The organism is Streptomyces sp. NPDC025784, assembly GCF_055558435.1.
Genome location: NZ_JBVHMN010000012.1, coordinates 174,241 through 188,829, shown reverse-complemented (window position 1 = coordinate 188,829; position 14,589 = coordinate 174,241). Strand labels below are relative to the sequence as shown.

The 14,589-nt window shown below is 70.1% G+C and carries 14 protein-coding genes; 8 read left to right on the top strand and 6 right to left on the bottom strand.

Annotated elements, in window-relative coordinates; all coding sequences use genetic code 11:
* Window positions 1-1,119 carry a transaldolase gene (tal, locus tag ACZ4IF_RS26620; RefSeq protein ID WP_345653068.1) on the bottom strand — a complete coding sequence of 373 codons (1,119 nt, stop codon included), beginning with the start codon at window positions 1,117-1,119 and terminating at the stop codon, window positions 1-3.
* Window positions 1,120-1,153: 34 nt separating this feature from the next.
* On the bottom strand, window positions 1,154-3,241 hold the full coding sequence (gene tkt / locus ACZ4IF_RS26615; protein WP_467567081.1) for a transketolase: 2,088 nt from the start codon (window positions 3,239-3,241) through the stop codon (window positions 1,154-1,156).
* Window positions 3,242-3,596: 355 nt separating this feature from the next.
* Here tkt and ACZ4IF_RS26610 point away from each other — a divergent pair, with 355 nt between their 5' ends.
* From ACZ4IF_RS26610 to ACZ4IF_RS26595, 4 genes are all read left to right on the top strand, one after another.
* A complete protein-coding gene (locus ACZ4IF_RS26610) occupies window positions 3,597-4,583 on the top strand; it encodes a heme o synthase (protein ID WP_467567280.1) in 987 nt (328 codons plus the stop codon).
* Between the two features lie 95 nt (window positions 4,584-4,678).
* Window positions 4,679-5,035 (top strand): hypothetical protein, encoded by a 357-nt coding sequence (locus tag ACZ4IF_RS26605; protein ID WP_359499513.1) that lies wholly within the window; start codon window positions 4,679-4,681, stop codon window positions 5,033-5,035.
* 99 nt (window positions 5,036-5,134) lie between these two features.
* The gene (locus ACZ4IF_RS26600) at window positions 5,135-6,241 is read left to right on the top strand and encodes an amidohydrolase family protein (protein WP_467567078.1); all 1,107 of its coding nucleotides are present in this window, start codon (window positions 5,135-5,137) and stop codon (window positions 6,239-6,241) included.
* A 46-nt stretch (window positions 6,242-6,287) separates the two neighbouring features.
* Entirely contained in the window at window positions 6,288-7,055 is a 768-nt protein-coding gene (locus ACZ4IF_RS26595; RefSeq protein WP_467567075.1) for a nucleotidyltransferase family protein, read from the top strand.
* 60 nt (window positions 7,056-7,115) lie between these two features.
* Here ACZ4IF_RS26595 and ACZ4IF_RS26590 read toward each other — a convergent pair whose 3' ends face one another.
* Genes ACZ4IF_RS26590 through ACZ4IF_RS26575 form a run of 4 tightly spaced genes read right to left on the bottom strand, consistent with a single transcriptional unit; the run spans window position 7,116 to window position 10,716 of the window.
* Window positions 7,116-8,123, bottom strand: coding sequence for a COX15/CtaA family protein (locus ACZ4IF_RS26590; protein ID WP_359499504.1), 1,008 nt, complete (start codon window positions 8,121-8,123; stop codon window positions 7,116-7,118).
* Between the two features lie 54 nt (window positions 8,124-8,177).
* Window positions 8,178-8,894 (bottom strand): ABC transporter permease, encoded by a 717-nt coding sequence (locus ACZ4IF_RS26585; protein WP_467567278.1) that lies wholly within the window; start codon window positions 8,892-8,894, stop codon window positions 8,178-8,180.
* A gap of 50 nt (window positions 8,895-8,944) precedes the next feature.
* A complete protein-coding gene (locus tag ACZ4IF_RS26580) occupies window positions 8,945-9,868 on the bottom strand; it encodes an ABC transporter ATP-binding protein (RefSeq protein WP_467567072.1) in 924 nt (307 codons plus the stop codon).
* An 11-nt stretch (window positions 9,869-9,879) separates the two neighbouring features.
* Complete coding sequence (locus ACZ4IF_RS26575; protein ID WP_467567069.1) at window positions 9,880-10,716, bottom strand: AAC(3) family N-acetyltransferase; 837 nt, start codon at window positions 10,714-10,716, stop codon at window positions 9,880-9,882.
* A gap of 161 nt (window positions 10,717-10,877) precedes the next feature.
* Between ACZ4IF_RS26575 and ACZ4IF_RS26570 the strand changes: the two genes are divergently transcribed.
* Genes ACZ4IF_RS26570 through ACZ4IF_RS26555 form a run of 4 tightly spaced genes read left to right on the top strand, consistent with a single transcriptional unit; the run spans window position 10,878 to window position 14,589 of the window.
* Window positions 10,878-11,606, top strand: a complete 729-nt coding sequence (locus ACZ4IF_RS26570; RefSeq protein WP_359499496.1) for a helix-turn-helix transcriptional regulator — start codon at window positions 10,878-10,880, stop codon at window positions 11,604-11,606.
* Complete coding sequence (sufB, locus tag ACZ4IF_RS26565) at window positions 11,603-13,024, top strand: Fe-S cluster assembly protein SufB (RefSeq protein ID WP_028803409.1); 1,422 nt, start codon at window positions 11,603-11,605, stop codon at window positions 13,022-13,024. Before ACZ4IF_RS26570 ends, sufB begins: the two co-directional genes overlap by 4 nt.
* A 60-nt stretch (window positions 13,025-13,084) precedes the next feature.
* Window positions 13,085-14,266 (top strand): Fe-S cluster assembly protein SufD, encoded by a 1,182-nt coding sequence (gene sufD, locus ACZ4IF_RS26560; protein ID WP_467567065.1) that lies wholly within the window; start codon window positions 13,085-13,087, stop codon window positions 14,264-14,266.
* A complete protein-coding gene (locus tag ACZ4IF_RS26555) occupies window positions 14,266-14,589 on the top strand; it encodes a non-heme iron oxygenase ferredoxin subunit (protein ID WP_095933518.1) in 324 nt (107 codons plus the stop codon). The genes sufD and ACZ4IF_RS26555 overlap by 1 nt, the downstream gene beginning before the upstream one ends.

Here is a 14,589-nt window from a genome sequence, read left to right as displayed (position 1 = left end):
TCAGCCCTCCGACGGGGCGAGGCGCTCAAGCTCCGCCTCGGTCGACTTGAGCAGGTCGTTCCAGGACGCCTCGAACTTCTCGACGCCCTCGTCCTCCAGGAGCTGGACCACGTCGTCGTACGAGATCCCGAGCTTCTCGACCGCGTCGAGTTCGGCGCGGGCCTGCTCGTACGTACCGGCGATCGCGTTGCCCCTGATCTGCCCGTGGTCCTCGGTGGCCAGCAAAGTGGCCTCCGGCATGGTGTTCACCGTGTTGGGCGCCACCAGCTCGTCCACGTACAGGGTGTCCTTGTACGCCTTGTCCTTGACACCGGTGGAAGCCCACAGCGGACGCTGCTTGTTGGCCTGCGCCTTGTCCAGGGCCGCCCAGCGGTCGGAGGAGAAGACCTCCTCGTACGCCTGGTAGGCGAGCCGCGCGTTGGCGACACCGGCCTTGCCGCGGGCGGCCTTGGCCTCGTCGGTGCCCAGCGCGTCGATGCGCTTGTCGATCTCGGTGTCCACGCGGGAAACGAAGAAGGACGCCACGGAGTGGATCTTCGACAGGTCCAGACCCCGCTCGCGGGCCTTCTCCAGGCCGGCGATGTAGGCGTCCATCACCTCGCGGTAGCGCTCCAGCGAGAAGATCAGCGTGACGTTGACGCTGATGCCCCGGCCGATCGTCTCGGTGATCGCCGGGAGGCCCGCCTTGGTGGCCGGGATCTTGATCAGGGTGTTGGGACGGTCCACCAGCCAGGCCAGCTGCTTGGCCTCGGCGACGGTCGCCTTCGTGTTGTGCGCCAGACGCGGGTCGACCTCGATCGACACCCGGCCGTCCTGGCCGCCCGTCGCGTCGAAGACCGGGCGCAGGATGTCGGCGGCGTCGCGGACGTCCGCCGTCGTGATCATGCGGATCGCTTCTTCGACGGTCACCTTGCGGGCGGCGAGGTCCGCGAGCTGCTGCTCGTAACCGTCGCCGCTGCTGATCGCCTTCTGGAAGATCGACGGGTTGGTGGTGACGCCCACGACGTGCTGCTGGTCGATCAGCTCGGCGAGATTGCCGGACGTGATCCGCTTGCGCGACAGGTCGTCCAGCCAGATCGCGACGCCTTCCTCGGAGAGGCGCTTGAGTGCGTCTGTCATGGAAATTGCATCTCCTACGTGTCGTATTTCAGCGTCAGCGCTGGGCTGCGGCGATCGATTCCTGTGCGGCTGCGGCGACGTTCTCGGCAGTGAAACCGTATTCGCGGAAGAGCACCTTGCCGTCGGCCGAAGCGCCGAAGTGCTCCAGCGAAACAATGCGGCCGGCGTCCCCGACGAAGCGGTGCCACGTCAGACCGATACCCGCCTCGATCGCGACCCGCGCCTTCACCGACGGCGGCAGGACGCTGTCCCGGTACCCCTGGTCCTGCTCGTCGAACCACTCCACCGACGGCATGGACACGACCCGCGTCGGGACGCCCGCGGCCTGGAGCTGCTCGCGCGCCTCCACCGCGACGTGCACCTCGGAACCGGTGGCGATCAGGATGACCTCGGGCGTGCCGCCCTCGGCCTCGAACAGCACGTAACCGCCCTTGGCGGCACCCTCGTTCGGCTCGTACGTCGGCACGCCCTGGCGGGTCAGCACCAGGCCGTGCGGGGCGCCCTTGCCGAACACCTTCGTGTAGCGCTTGAGGATCTCGCGCCACGCGATCGCGGTCTCGTTCGCGTCCGCGGGACGGACGACGTTCAGACCCGGGATGGCGCGCAGCGAGGCGATGTGCTCGACCGGCTGGTGGGTCGGGCCGTCCTCGCCCAGACCGATCGAGTCGTGCGTCCACACGTAGGTGACCGGCAGGTGCATCAGCGCGGAGAGGCGCACCGAGTTGCGCATGTAGTCGGAGAAGGTGAGGAACGTACCGCCGTACACACGGGTATTGCCGTGCAGCGTGATTCCGTTCATCTCCGCGGCCATCGAATGCTCACGAATACCGAAGTGGATCGTGCGGCCGTACGGGTTCGCCTCCGGCAGCGGATTGTCCGCCGGCAGGAACGACGACGTCTTGTCGATGGTCGTGTTGTTCGAGCCGGCCAGGTCGGCGGAGCCGCCCCACAGCTCCGGGATGACGGCGCCGAGCGCCTGGAGGACCTTGCCGGACGCGGCACGCGTGGCCAGACCCTTGCCCGCCTCGAAGAGCGGGAGCTTCTCCTCCCAGCCCGCCGGCAGCTCGGCCGCGGAGATGCGGTCGAACTCGGCCGCGCGCTCCGGGCTGGCGGTACGCCAGGCGGCGAAGCCCTTCTCCCACTCGGCCTTGGCCTCACGGCCCCGGTCGAGCGCCCCGCGCGTGTGGGCGAGGACCTCCTCGGCGACGTCGAACGACTTCTCCGGGTCGAAGCCCAGGACACGCTTGGTGGCCGCGACCTCGTCGGCGCCGAGCGCCGAGCCGTGCGCCGCCTCGGTGTTCTGCGCGTTCGGGGCGGGCCAGGCGATGATCGAGCGCATCGCGATGAACGACGGCTTGTCGGTCACCTTCTTCGCGGCCTCGATGGCGTTGTAGACCGCGTGCGGGTCCAGGTCGCCGTCCGGCTTCGGGGCCACGCGCTGCACGTGCCAGCCGTACGCCTCGTACCGCTTGACCGTGTCCTCGGAGACCGCGGTCTCCGTGTCGCCCTCGATCGAGATGTGGTTGTCGTCCCACAGCAGGATCAGGTTGCCGAGCTCCTGGTGGCCGGCCATCGAGGACGCCTCGGCGGAGATGCCTTCCTGGAGGCAGCCGTCACCGGCGATGCAGTAGATGAAGTGGTCGAAGGGCGACTCGCCCTGCGCGGCGTCCGGGTCGAACAGACCGCGCTCGTAGCGGGAGGCCATCGCCATGCCCACGGCGTTGGCGACACCCTGACCGAGCGGGCCGGTCGTCGTCTCGACGCCCTTCGTGTGCCCGTACTCCGGGTGGCCGGGGGTCTTGGAGCCCCAGGTGCGGAAGGACTCCAGGTCCTCCAGCTCAAGGCCGAAGCCGGCCAGGTACAGCTGCGTGTAGAGCGTCAGGGACGAGTGGCCCGCGGACAGCACGAACCGGTCTCGCCCGACCCACTCGGGGTCCGCGGGGTCGTGTCGCATCACCTTCTGGAAGAGGGTGTACGCGGCCGGAGCCAGGCTCATCGCCGTACCGGGATGGCCGTTGCCGACCTTCTGTACGGCATCGGCGGCCAGGACGCGGGCAGTGTCCACGGCCCGCTGGTCCAGCTCGGTCCAGTCCAGGTCTGTGGTGGTCGGCTTGGTGCTCACCCTGGGTCAGGGCTCCTCTCCACATGTCACGCATGTCGAATACCGGTGCACTGGGCGCCCACCGGCGTTGTCGAGCCTACCCCCGTAAGTACGTGCGTTTTTTCGAGTCATTCCAGACTGCCGGGACTCTTCGGGATCCGCCTCCCGACTGGTCCGATCCATGTCGGGCAACTGAATACGGAGCCGCTCGTCCGAGTGCTCAATCGAGTGCCGCTCGGCTCTTCCAGCGGCGCCGTCCAACACGACCCCACCCCCGCGAATGTCGGGGTCTGGGCAACGTCTACAGTGGCGTGGTACGCGCGAGCCTTTACCGGGACTTCACACGGGGAGGCTTGCTGGGATGTCTCTGTCAGGGGTGTGCGTGACGGCCGTCGAATCCCGTCCAGCGGGTGTGGGCACCTCCCGCGCCCTCGAGGCCGCGGGGGAGCTCGAGTCGAGCAGCAGCCGGGGCCGGCGCCCGTTCGGGGCCCGTGCGAAAGCGTTCGTGGCGCTGACCAAGCCGCGCATCATCGAACTGCTGCTGATCACCACCGTTCCGGTGATGTTCTTGGCCCAGCAGGGTGTGCCCGACCTGAAGCTGGTGCTCCTCACCTGCCTCGGTGGCTATCTGTCCGCGGGCGGCGCCAACGCGCTGAACATGTACATCGACCGTGACATCGACGCCCTGATGGAGCGGACCTCGCAGCGCCCGCTGGTCACCGGCATGGTCAGCCCCCGCGAGTGCCTGGCCTTCGGCATCACGCTGGCGGTCGTCTCGACGCTCCTGTTCGGCCTGACCGTCAACTGGCTGTCGGCATGGCTGTCGCTCGGCGCGCTCCTCTTCTACGTCGTCGTCTACACGATGATCCTCAAGCGCCGTACGTCGCAGAACATCGTGTGGGGCGGCATCGCGGGCTGTCTGCCGGTGCTCATCGGCTGGTCGTCCGTCACGAACTCGATGTCGTGGGCGCCGGTCATCCTCTTCCTCGTCATGTTCTTCTGGACGCCGCCGCACTACTGGCCGCTGTCCATGAAGGTCAAGGAGGACTACGCGCGCGTGGGCGTGCCGATGCTGCCGGTCGTCGCCAGCAACAAGGTGGTCGCCCGCCAGATCGTCGTCTACAGCTGGGTGATGGTCGTGGTCTCCCTGCTCCTCACCCCGCTCGGCTACACCGGCTGGTTCTACACCGCGGTGGCCCTCGCGGCCGGCGGGTTCTGGCTGTGGGAGGCGCACGGTCTGCAGAACCGCGCCAAGGCAGAGGTGACGGGCGCGAAGCTCAAGGAGATGCGCCTGTTCCACTGGTCCATCACCTACGTCTCGATCCTCTTCGTCGCCGTCGCGGTCGACCCCTTCCTGCGCTGATTCCCCACTGACGACACACCACGGGTGGGGTGCGTGGCCAAAGCCACGCACCCCACCCGTCGCTGTTTGATCTACCCGTCGGTAGCATCCTGGCCATGGCAGACACGCAGCAGGTTGACGAGAGCACCGGCGCCGCCCAGGACGCCAAGGCCGAGCGCAAGGCGGCCAAGCTCGCCCAGCGGATCTCCGCGTTCTCCAAGGAACACGGCGGGGTCGAGGGACAGGTCGCGTACATCGGGCAGAAGGGCGCCCGGATCGTGCTCGTCGGCGAGGACGGCAACTGGGGCGACCTCGTGGCACCCACCTACGCCATCGCCGAGCGGGCCGTGCAGAAGGCCGGGATCACCGTCCACGAGGAGTTCGACGGGGAGTTCGCCGCCAAGGTGAGGACCGGCCGGTACGAGTGGACGCGGATGGCGGGCATCCAGGTCGGCGGACCGAGCAACGGCTGACAACCGTCGACCGTTCGCACGGGGTGTGCGAGACCAACACCTGACACCCGGTTCACCCGTTAGGACCTGAGAAGACACGGTCCAGTCGCGGGAGTCCGGATGATCGAAACGCCGTCCCTCGTGGACCAGTACTGCCACGGCGTACTGAGGACGGAGCTGGGCCTCGGCACGTTCGAGGCCCACCTTGCCCGCACCGAGGGGCCGCCGGCCCCCGGCACCACCCTCTTCGACACCCAGACGGGCTTCGCCGTACGCCGCTGGTGTCCACCGCTGCTCGGCCTGGAACCGCACTGCCCGCCGGCCCGCTATCTCGCGCGGCGGCGCGAGCTCGGCGTACTGGAGTCGGGCCGCAGACTGCTGCGCGGCAGCGGCGTCACGACCTACCTCGTGGACACCGGACTGCCCGGCGACCTCACCGGACCCGGCGAGATGGCCTCCGCGGGCGCCGCCCGGGCGCACGAGATCGTCCGGCTGGAGCTGCTCGCCGAGCAGGTCGCCGACACCTCCGGCACCGTCGAGTCCTTTCTCGCCAATCTCGCCGAGTCCGTCCACGGGGCCGCCGGGAACGCGGTGGCCTTCACATCCGTGGCCGGAGTGCGGCACGGTCTGTCGCTCGCGCCGGAACCGCCCGGCCCCGGGGAGGTGCGGGGCGCCGCGGGACGCTGGCTGGCGGGCCGCCGTGTGGGCGGGACGCTCAGCGATCCGGTGCTGCTGCGCCATCTGCTGTGGATCGCGGTCGCCTCGGGCCTGCCCCTGCAACTCCACGCAGGCCTCGGCGAACCGGGCCTGCGCATCGACCGGACGGACCCGGTCCTGCTGACGGACTTCGTGCGCGCCACGGCCGGCCTGGGCACCGACCTCGTCCTGCTGCACGGCTACCCGTACCACCGGCACGCGGCCCATCTCGCGGGTGTCTTCCCGCACGTGTACGCGGACCTCGGCGCCGCCCTGGTCCGTACCGGGGCGCGGGCGGCGGCCGTCCTGTCCGAGATCCTGGAGCTGGCACCCTTCGGCAAGCTGCTGTTCTCCAGCGGCGCGCACGGACTGCCCGAGCTGCACGTGGTGGGTGCCCGGCTGTTCCGCGACGCGCTGGCGCGGGTGCTCGGCACCTGGGTCGCCGAGGGCGCGTGGTCGCTGGCCGACGCGCAGCGGGTGGCCGGCCTGATCGCCGCGGGCAACGCGCAGCGGGTCTACGGGGTCGAATAGCGCCACACCCTTTCACCGGTCGGTGCGGGCACTCCAGACTGTGCGGATGACCGACGACGCCGCCACCACCCGGTTACTGGACCGCTTCCGCACCGATCTGCGCCCCTTCGCCCCGGTCGCCCTCTGGGCGCACGGTTCGCTGGCCGGGGGCGACTACCAGCAAGGGCACAGCGACCTCGACCTGATCACGGTCCTGGAAGGGCCCGTCACGCTGCGCACGCTGCGCGGACTGACCCGGCTGCACCGGCGTCTGCGCACCGCCGAACCGCTCGCCGTGAAGCTGCACTGCAGCTATCTGACCCCCGGCAGCACGGCCGGCGCGGGACTGTCGCACGTCACCTGGGCGCACAACGGGCTGATGAGGCGACCGGTCACCCCGGTCACGCGCCGCGAACTCCAGGCGTTCGGCGTCGTCCTGCACGGTGAGCCGCCCGAAAAGCTGCTGCCGCCCGTGCCGGACGCGGAGCTGCGTGCCTTCGTCGTGCGCGACCAGAAGGAGTTCTGGCGGCCCGCGCTCGACAAGGCGCGGCGATGGGAGCAGGACGTGTGGGTCGACCTCGGCATGGTCACCTTCGCGCGGGCGACGGTGACGCTGCAGGACGGGCGGCTGATCTCCAAGCGCGAGGCCCTGGAGCTGCTGCCGGACCTCGGCGCGCCCGGTGTCGTCGTCGACGACATCCGGCGGCGGCGCTACGGCGACCCGGCGCCGCACGCCGACGGGTGGGCGGCACGGCGGGCCGGCCTGACGCGGAGCTTCCTGGGCCCGGCGATCGACGCTCTGGTGGCCGCGTACGAGCCCGTCACGCGCGGCTGACGGCCCGCACCCGCCGGCGAGGGGCCGCGGACCACGTGCGCGTGGGCCGCGGCGCGGGACTCATGCCCGGGTGAGTGCCGACTCCGCCGAGGGCCCGGGCAGGTCGGCGACGACGTCCGGGCGTTCGCGCAGCGAGAGCAGGACGCGCAGGACCGCGATCCACACCAGGCAGGACCCGAGCATGTGGAGACCGACCAACGCCTCGGGCAGGTCCGTGAAGTACTGGACGTAGCCGATGACGCCCTGGGCTAGCAGCACGAGGAACAGGTCGCGGGTCCGGTGCAGCGGGCCCTTGGGGGCGTCGACCGCCTTGAGCACGAACCACAGGGCGAAGGTGAGGGTCACCACGATCCAGGCCAGCACGGCGTGCAGCTTGGCCACGTTCTCCCAGCCGACGTGCATGCGGTCGACCTCGCTCGAGTCGCCGGCGTGAGGACCCGCACCGGTGACGACGGTGCCGATCGCGATCAGCAGGACCGCGGCGGCGACCAGGAACCACACGAGCTGCTGCACCGACTTGCCGACGAGCGGACGCGCCTCGGCGTCGCCCTCGCGGGTGCGCTGCCACATGAGGGCCGCGACGGTGATGAGCGCGGTGGAGAGCAGGAAGTGGGCGGCGACCGTGTACGGGTTGAGGCCGACCAGGACGACGATGCCGCCGAGGATCGCGTTGCTCATGACGATCCAGAACTGCGCCCAGCCGAGCCGGGTGAGGCTGCGCCGCCACGGCTTCTGCGAGCGGGCGGCGATGATCGCCCAGCCGACGGCCGCGCACAGCACGTACGTCAGCATGCGGTTGCCGAACTCGATGGCGCCGTGGAAGCCCATCGCGCTCGTGGCGGTGAGCGAGTCGTCGGTGCACTTCGGCCAGGTCGGGCAGCCGAGGCCGGAGCCGGTGAGCCGTACGGCGCCACCGGTGACCACGATGACGACCGCCATCACGAGCGCGGCGAGGGCCGCGCGCTGGACGGTCCGGGACGTCGGGGTCCAGCGTCCGGCGATGAAGGCGAGGGGGTTGCGCACCGCGCTGATCGCGTCGGCTCGGGTCACGTTTGGCACGCACACCATCGTAGGGGGCCGCTTGTGCACGTCTTCACGAGGGCCCCGCACCCGGGCATATCGCTACTCCCAGCGGAAGAACCGGCCCGCCGCGGCGAGGCCCACGACGGCCCAGCCGGCGAGGATGCCGAGGTCGCCCCACGGCATGCCCGCCCCGTGCTGGAGCACGTCGCGCAGTCCGTCGGAGAGCGCGGAGATCGGCAGCAGGCCGAGGACGTCCTGCGCGCCGGCCGGGAACTTGTCGAGCGGCACGACGACCCCGCCGCCGACCAGCAGGAGCAGGAAGACGAGGTTGGCGGCGGCCAGCGTCGCCTCCGCCTTCAGGGTGCCCGCCATGAGCAGGCCGAGCCCGGAGAAGGCGGCCGTGCCCAGCACGAGCAGGAGCAGCACGGCGAGGGGGTTGCCGTGCGGCGACCAGCCCAGCGCGAAGGCGATCACCGTGAGCAGCACGACCTGGAGGACCTCGGTGACCAGGACCGACACGGTCTTCGCGGCCATCAGGCCCCAGCGGGGGAGCGGGGAGGAGGCGAGCCGCTTGAGGACGCCGTAGCGCCGCTCGAAGCCGGTGGCGATGGCCTGCCCGGTGAACGCGGTCGACATCACGGCGAGCGCGAGGATGCCCGGCGCGAGGAAGTCGACCGCCTCGCCCTTGCCGGTGTCGACGACGTCCACCGAGCTGAACAGCACCAGCAGGAGCGTCGGGATGACGACCGTCAGCAGGAGCTGCTCGCCGTTGCGGAGCAGCATCTTCGTCTCCAGCGCCGCCTGCGTGCCGATCATGCGGGGCAGGGGTGCGGCGCCGGGTTCGGGCGTGTAGGTGCCGGCGGTGGTCACGAACGAAGCTCCTTGCCGGTCAGTTCGAGGAAGACGTCTTCGAGGGTGTGGCGCTCGACGGAGATCTTCTCCGGCAGCACGCCGTGCTGGGCGCACCACGAGGTCACGGTCGCCAGCAGCTGGGGGTCCACCTTGCCGGTGATCCGGTAGGCGCCGGGTGTCAGTTCCGCGGCCGTGCAGTCCGCGGGCAGGGCCTTCAGCAGGGAGGCCACGTCGAGTCCGGGGCGGCCGGTGAACCGCAGGGTGTTCTCGGCACCGCCCCGGCACAGCTCCTCGGGGGTGCCGTGGGCGATGACCCTGCCGGTGTCGATGATCGCGACGTCGTCGGCGAGCTGCTCCGCCTCGTCCATGTGGTGGGTGGTGAGGATGACGGAGACGCCGTCGTTGCGCAGGTCGCGGACCAGGTCCCAGGTCGCGTGGCGGGCCTGGGGGTCGAGACCGGCGGTCGGCTCGTCGAGGAAGACCAGCTCGGGGCGGCCGACCACGGCCATGGCGAGGGCGAGGCGCTGCTGCTGGCCGCCGGACAGGCGCCGGTAGCTGGTGCGGCCGCAGCTGCCGAGGCCGAGCCGCTCGATGAGGGTGTCCACGTCGAGGGGGTGGGCGTGCAGCCGGGCCACGTGGCGGAGCATCTCGTCGGCACGGGCGCCGGAGTAGACGCCGCCGGACTGGAGCATGACGCCGATGCGGGGGCGCAGCGCGGCGGCCTCCCGGACCGGGTCGAGGCCGAGGACGCGCACGGTGCCCGAGTCGGGTCTGCGGTAGCCCTCGCAGGTCTCGACGGTGGTGGTCTTGCCGGCGCCGTTGGGGCCGAGTACGGCGGTGATGCCCGCCTCGGCCACCAGGTCGAGGCCGTCCACCGCGGTCTTCGTGCCGTACCGCTTCACCAGGGCCTGGACCTGGACGACGGGCTCGCTTCGCATGAGGCGCAATTCTAGGGACGTCGTCGGGGTGCCGGGGCGCCGGGGGCCGTATCGACCGCGAGCTCGCGCGGGCGGTGCAGCGCCAGCCAGCGCTCCGCGTACGCCACGGCGTCGGCGACCGGGAAGAGCCGGGCACCGGCGGCGCCCACGGTGCCCCGGACGACGGGTCGGTCCCGTTCGTAGTCGGAGCCGAGCGCGTCGAACCCGTCCGAGGTGATCGACACCTCACGGACGGTCCGCCAGCCCTGCGGGGACGGCCGCCCCACGTCGACGACGGGCGACGCGATGCGGTACTCGGCCAGATGGAAGCTGGTGCAGGTGTCGTAGCCGGCACCCAGCAGCAGGACGCGGGCGCCGTCGGCCTCCAGGCGGGCCAGCGGGCTCCGCTCGCCGAGCCGGCAGTCGGGATCGTGGCCGTCGAGGATCGCCGCGGCGCGTGGACCGAGCGCCGCGAACGAGGTCTCCGGGTGCGCGCTGCGCAGGGCGCCCGGCCAGTTGCGCACGGTCTCCGGGATCACGCCGACACCCCGGCTGGGGGTCACCCGCGGGTCGTACACGGGCATGGTGGCGCGGATGGTCGCCCACCACTCCTCGGGCACGGGCGGATTGCCCCACAGCGCCGGGTCGGACAGGTCGCCGGACTGCGTGGGGACCACCAGGGTGCCGTCGGGGCCGAGCGCGTCGAGCAGTGCCTGGACGGCGGCGACCGGGCCTCCGTTCACCCAGCCGAGGGAGCTGAGCGAGGAGTGCACGAGAAGTGTCTCCCCGGACCGCACCCCGAGCGCGCGAAGGTCCGCGGCGAGGGTGTCCCGAGTGACGAGTGGGCCGGTCGGAGGGGGTATGGGCATGGTTCGGGAGTCTCCCGGACGGCCCGGCCCGGCGCCACCGAATTGATCGATCAAAGATCGTTTCCGCAGGTCATCTTAGGTATACCTAAGTGACGCACGGCACCGTCGGCCTGTCGGGGCGCGGCTTGTCAGGCTCTGAGGAATTACGCAACAATGGCGTTGTGAAAAACGTTGGCGAGGCTCCGCGAGAGGATCTCGCGGCCGGGTTGCCCACACGCAACCGGGTCGCGCGGTCCATCCTGGATCACGGCCCGTCGACCGTGGCCGACCTCGCCGGGCGGCTGGAGCTGACCCAGGCCGCCGTGCGCCGCCACCTCGACGCACTCGTCGCCGACGACGTCGTGGTCGCGCGCGAGCAGCGGGTCTACGGAGCGCGTACCCGCGGCCGTCCCGCCAAGGTGTTCGCCCTGACCGACTGCGGCCGGGACGCCTTCGACCAGTCCTACGACAAGCTCGCCGCCGACGCCCTCAGCTGGATCGCGGCCCGCGAGGGCGGGGACGAGGCGATCCTCTCCTTCGCCCGCGCCCGGATCGCCGCGCAGGCCCTCGCCTACCGCGAGGCCGTCGACGCCGCGGACCCCGAGGAGCGCACCGAAGCGCTGGCCAAGGCCCTGAGTGCCGACGGGTACGCTGCTACGGCGCGCAGCGCGCCGCACCCCCAGCGGGGCGAGCAGCTCTGCCAGCACCACTGCCCCGTCGCCCACGTCGCCGAGCAGTTCCCGCAGCTGTGCGAGGCGGAGACCGAGTTCTTCTCCCAGTTGCTCGGCACGCACGTCCAGCGGCTGGCGACCATCGCCCACGGCGACGGGGTGTGCACCACGTTCATCCCCAAGATTTCCAAGAACACCGACAACGCATCTGCAAGCACGGCCGGGAGGAACCCCGCATGACTCTCCCCACGGAGACTGCCCACCCCGAACTCGAGGGTCTGGGCAAGTACGAATACGGCTGGGCCGACTCCGACGAGGCCGGCGCCTCTGCCAAGCGAGGTCTGAGCGAGGAAGTCGTCCGGGACATCTCGGCCAAGAAGAACGAGCCGGAGTGGATGACCAAGCTCCGCCTCAAGGGCCTGCGTCTCTTCGACAAGAAGCCCATGCCCAACTGGGGCTCGGACCTGTCGGGCATCGACTTCGACAACATCAAGTACTTCGTACGTTCCACGGAGAAGCAGGCGGAGTCCTGGGAGGACCTGCCCGAGGACATCAAGAACACGTACGACAAGCTCGGCATCCCGGAGGCGGAGAAGCAGCGCCTCGTCGCCGGTGTCGCGGCCCAGTACGAGTCCGAGGTCGTCTACCACCAGATCCGCGAGGACCTGGAGGAGCAGGGCGTCATCTTCCTGGACACCGACACGGCGCTGAAGGAGCACCCGGAGCTCTTCAAGGAGTACTTCGGCACCGTCATCCCCGTCGGTGACAACAAGTTCGCCTCGCTGAACACCGCCGTGTGGTCGGGCGGCTCGTTCATCTACGTGCCGAAGGGCGTGCACGTCGAGATCCCGCTCCAGGCCTACTTCCGTATCAACACGGAGAACATGGGCCAGTTCGAGCGGACGCTGATCATCGTCGACGAGGACGCCTACGTCCACTACGTCGAGGGTTGTACGGCGCCGATCTACAAGTCGGACTCCCTGCACTCCGCGGTGGTCGAGATCATCGTGAAGAAGGGCGCCCGCTGCCGCTACACGACCATCCAGAACTGGTCGAACAACGTCTACAACCTGGTCACCAAGCGCGCCGTGGCGTACGAGGGCGCGACCATGGAGTGGATCGACGGCAACATCGGCTCCAAGGTCACCATGAAGTACCCGGCCGTCTACCTGATGGGCGAGCACGCCAAGGGCGAGACGCTGTCCATCGCCTTCGCGGGCGAGGGCCAGCACCAGGACGCCGGCTCCAAGATGGTCCACATGGCGCCCAACACCTCGTCGAACATCGTCTCCAAGTCGGTGGCGCGTGGTGGCGGTCGTACGTCCTACCGCGGTCTGGTCGAGATCGGCGAGGGCGCGGCCGGATCCAAGTCGAACGTGCTGTGCGACGCGCTGCTCGTCGACACCATCTCCCGCTCCGACACGTACCCGTACGTCGACGTCCGTGAGGACGACGTGTCCATGGGCCACGAGGCGACCGTCTCCAAGGTCTCCGAGGACCAGCTCTTCTACCTGATGAGCCGTGGGCTGACCGAGTTCGAGGCGATGGCGATGATCGTGCGCGGCTTCGTCGAGCCGATCGCCAAGGAACTGCCCATGGAGTACGCCCTCGAGCTCAACCGGCTGATCGAGCTGCAGATGGAAGGCGCGGTCGGCTAGGACCGCCCCCTCGACAGCAGCCAGCAATTTCTGACGTAGGAAGAGAGCAGACCGACAGCCATGGCTGAGGCTCAGAACATCCCGGTGGGGTCCACCACCGCCGGCCAGATCGCGGTGGCCGCCGAGTCGACCGTCGCCACGCGCATGAGCGCGCCCCCGTCCTTCGACGTGGCGGACTTCCCCGTCCCCCACGGCCGCGAGGAGGAATGGCGGTTCACGCCGCTGGAGCGGCTGCGCGGGCTGCACGACGGCACCGCCGTCGCGACCGGCGACGGCGTGAAGGTCGACATCGAGGCGCCCGAGGGCGTCGTCGTCGAGACCGTCGGCCGCGACGACGCGCGGCTGGGCAGGGCCGGCACCCCCGTGGACCGCATCGCCGCCCAGGCGTACTCGGCGTTCGAGAAGGCCGGTGTCGTCACCGTCCCCAAGGAGACGGTGCTCACCGAGCCGATCCGCATCGCCGTGCGCGGCGAGGGCGGCGTCGCCTACGGCCACCAGATCATCGAGCTCGGTGCCTTCGCCGAGGCCGTCGTGGTCATCGACCACACCGGTGACGCGGTGCTCGCCGCCAACGTCGACTACATCCTCGGCGACGGCGCCAAGCTCACCGTGGTCTCCGTCCAGGACTGGGACGACAAGGCCGTCCACGTCGGCCAGCACAACGCGCTGATCGGCCGGGACGCCGGTTTCAAGTCGTTCGTCGTCACCTTCGGCGGTGACGTGGTCCGGCTGCACCCGCGTGTCGCCTACGCCGGAACCGGCGGCGAGGCCGAGCTGTTCGGCCTGTACTTCACGGACTCGGGCCAGCACCAGGAGCACCGTCTCCTCGTCGACCACAACACCCCGCACTGCAAGTCCAACGTCGCCTACAAGGGCGCGCTCCAGGGCGACGGCGCGCACGCGGTGTGGATCGGTGACGTCCTCATCGAGGCCAAGGCCGAGGGCACCGACACCTACGAGATGAACCGCAACCTCGTCCTCACGGACGGCGCCCGGGTCGACTCCGTGCCGAACCTGGAGATCGAGACCGGTGAGATCGTCGGCGCGGGCCACGCTTCCGCGACCGGCCGTTTCGACGACGAGCAGCTGTTCTACCTGATGGCCCGCGGCATCCCGGCCGACGAGGCCCGCCGTCTGGTCGTCCGCGGCTTCTTCGCCGAACTGGTCCAGCAGATCGGCGTCGACGACATCGAAGAGCGACTTCTCGTGAAGATCGACGAGGAGCTGGAGGCGTCGGTCTGATGACCACCACCTTCGTACGCGCCTGTGGACTGAGCGAGCTGGAGGACGACACCCCGAAGCGGGTGGAGCTCGACGGCACGCCGGTCTCGGTCGTCCGCACCGAGGGCGAGGTGTTCGCGATCCACGACATCTGCTCGCACGCGAACGTCTCCCTCTCCGAGGGCGAGGTGGAGGACTGTCAGATCGAGTGCTGGCTGCACGGCTCCAGCTTCGACCTCCGCACCGGCAAGCCGTCCGGCCTTCCCGCGACGCGCCCCGTCCCCGTATACCCCGTAAAGATCGAAGGGGACGACGTGCTCGTCTCCCTCACCCAGGAGTCCTGA

Bases quoted from the DNA above. Each gene is read 5' to 3' on its own strand.
- tal (WP_345653068.1), bottom strand. From the start codon at position 1,119: ATGACAGACGCACTCAAGCGCCTCTCCGAGGAAGGCGTCGCGATCTGG.
- ACZ4IF_RS26605 (WP_359499513.1), top strand. From the start codon at position 4,679: ATGGCAGACACGCAGCAGGTTGACGAGAGCACCGGCGCCGCCCAGGAC.
- ACZ4IF_RS26600 (WP_467567078.1), top strand. From the start codon at position 5,135: ATGATCGAAACGCCGTCCCTCGTGGACCAGTACTGCCACGGCGTACTG.
- ACZ4IF_RS26595 (WP_467567075.1), top strand. From the start codon at position 6,288: ATGACCGACGACGCCGCCACCACCCGGTTACTGGACCGCTTCCGCACC.
- ACZ4IF_RS26590 (WP_359499504.1), bottom strand. From the start codon at position 8,123: ATGGTGTGCGTGCCAAACGTGACCCGAGCCGACGCGATCAGCGCGGTG.
- ACZ4IF_RS26585 (WP_467567278.1), bottom strand. From the start codon at position 8,894: ATGATCGGCACGCAGGCGGCGCTGGAGACGAAGATGCTGCTCCGCAAC.
- ACZ4IF_RS26580 (WP_467567072.1), bottom strand. From the start codon at position 9,868: ATGCGAAGCGAGCCCGTCGTCCAGGTCCAGGCCCTGGTGAAGCGGTAC.
- ACZ4IF_RS26575 (WP_467567069.1), bottom strand. From the start codon at position 10,716: ATGCCCATACCCCCTCCGACCGGCCCACTCGTCACTCGGGACACCCTC.
- sufB (WP_028803409.1), top strand. From the start codon at position 11,603: ATGACTCTCCCCACGGAGACTGCCCACCCCGAACTCGAGGGTCTGGGC.
- sufD (WP_467567065.1), top strand. From the start codon at position 13,085: ATGGCTGAGGCTCAGAACATCCCGGTGGGGTCCACCACCGCCGGCCAG.
- ACZ4IF_RS26555 (WP_095933518.1), top strand. From the start codon at position 14,266: ATGACCACCACCTTCGTACGCGCCTGTGGACTGAGCGAGCTGGAGGAC.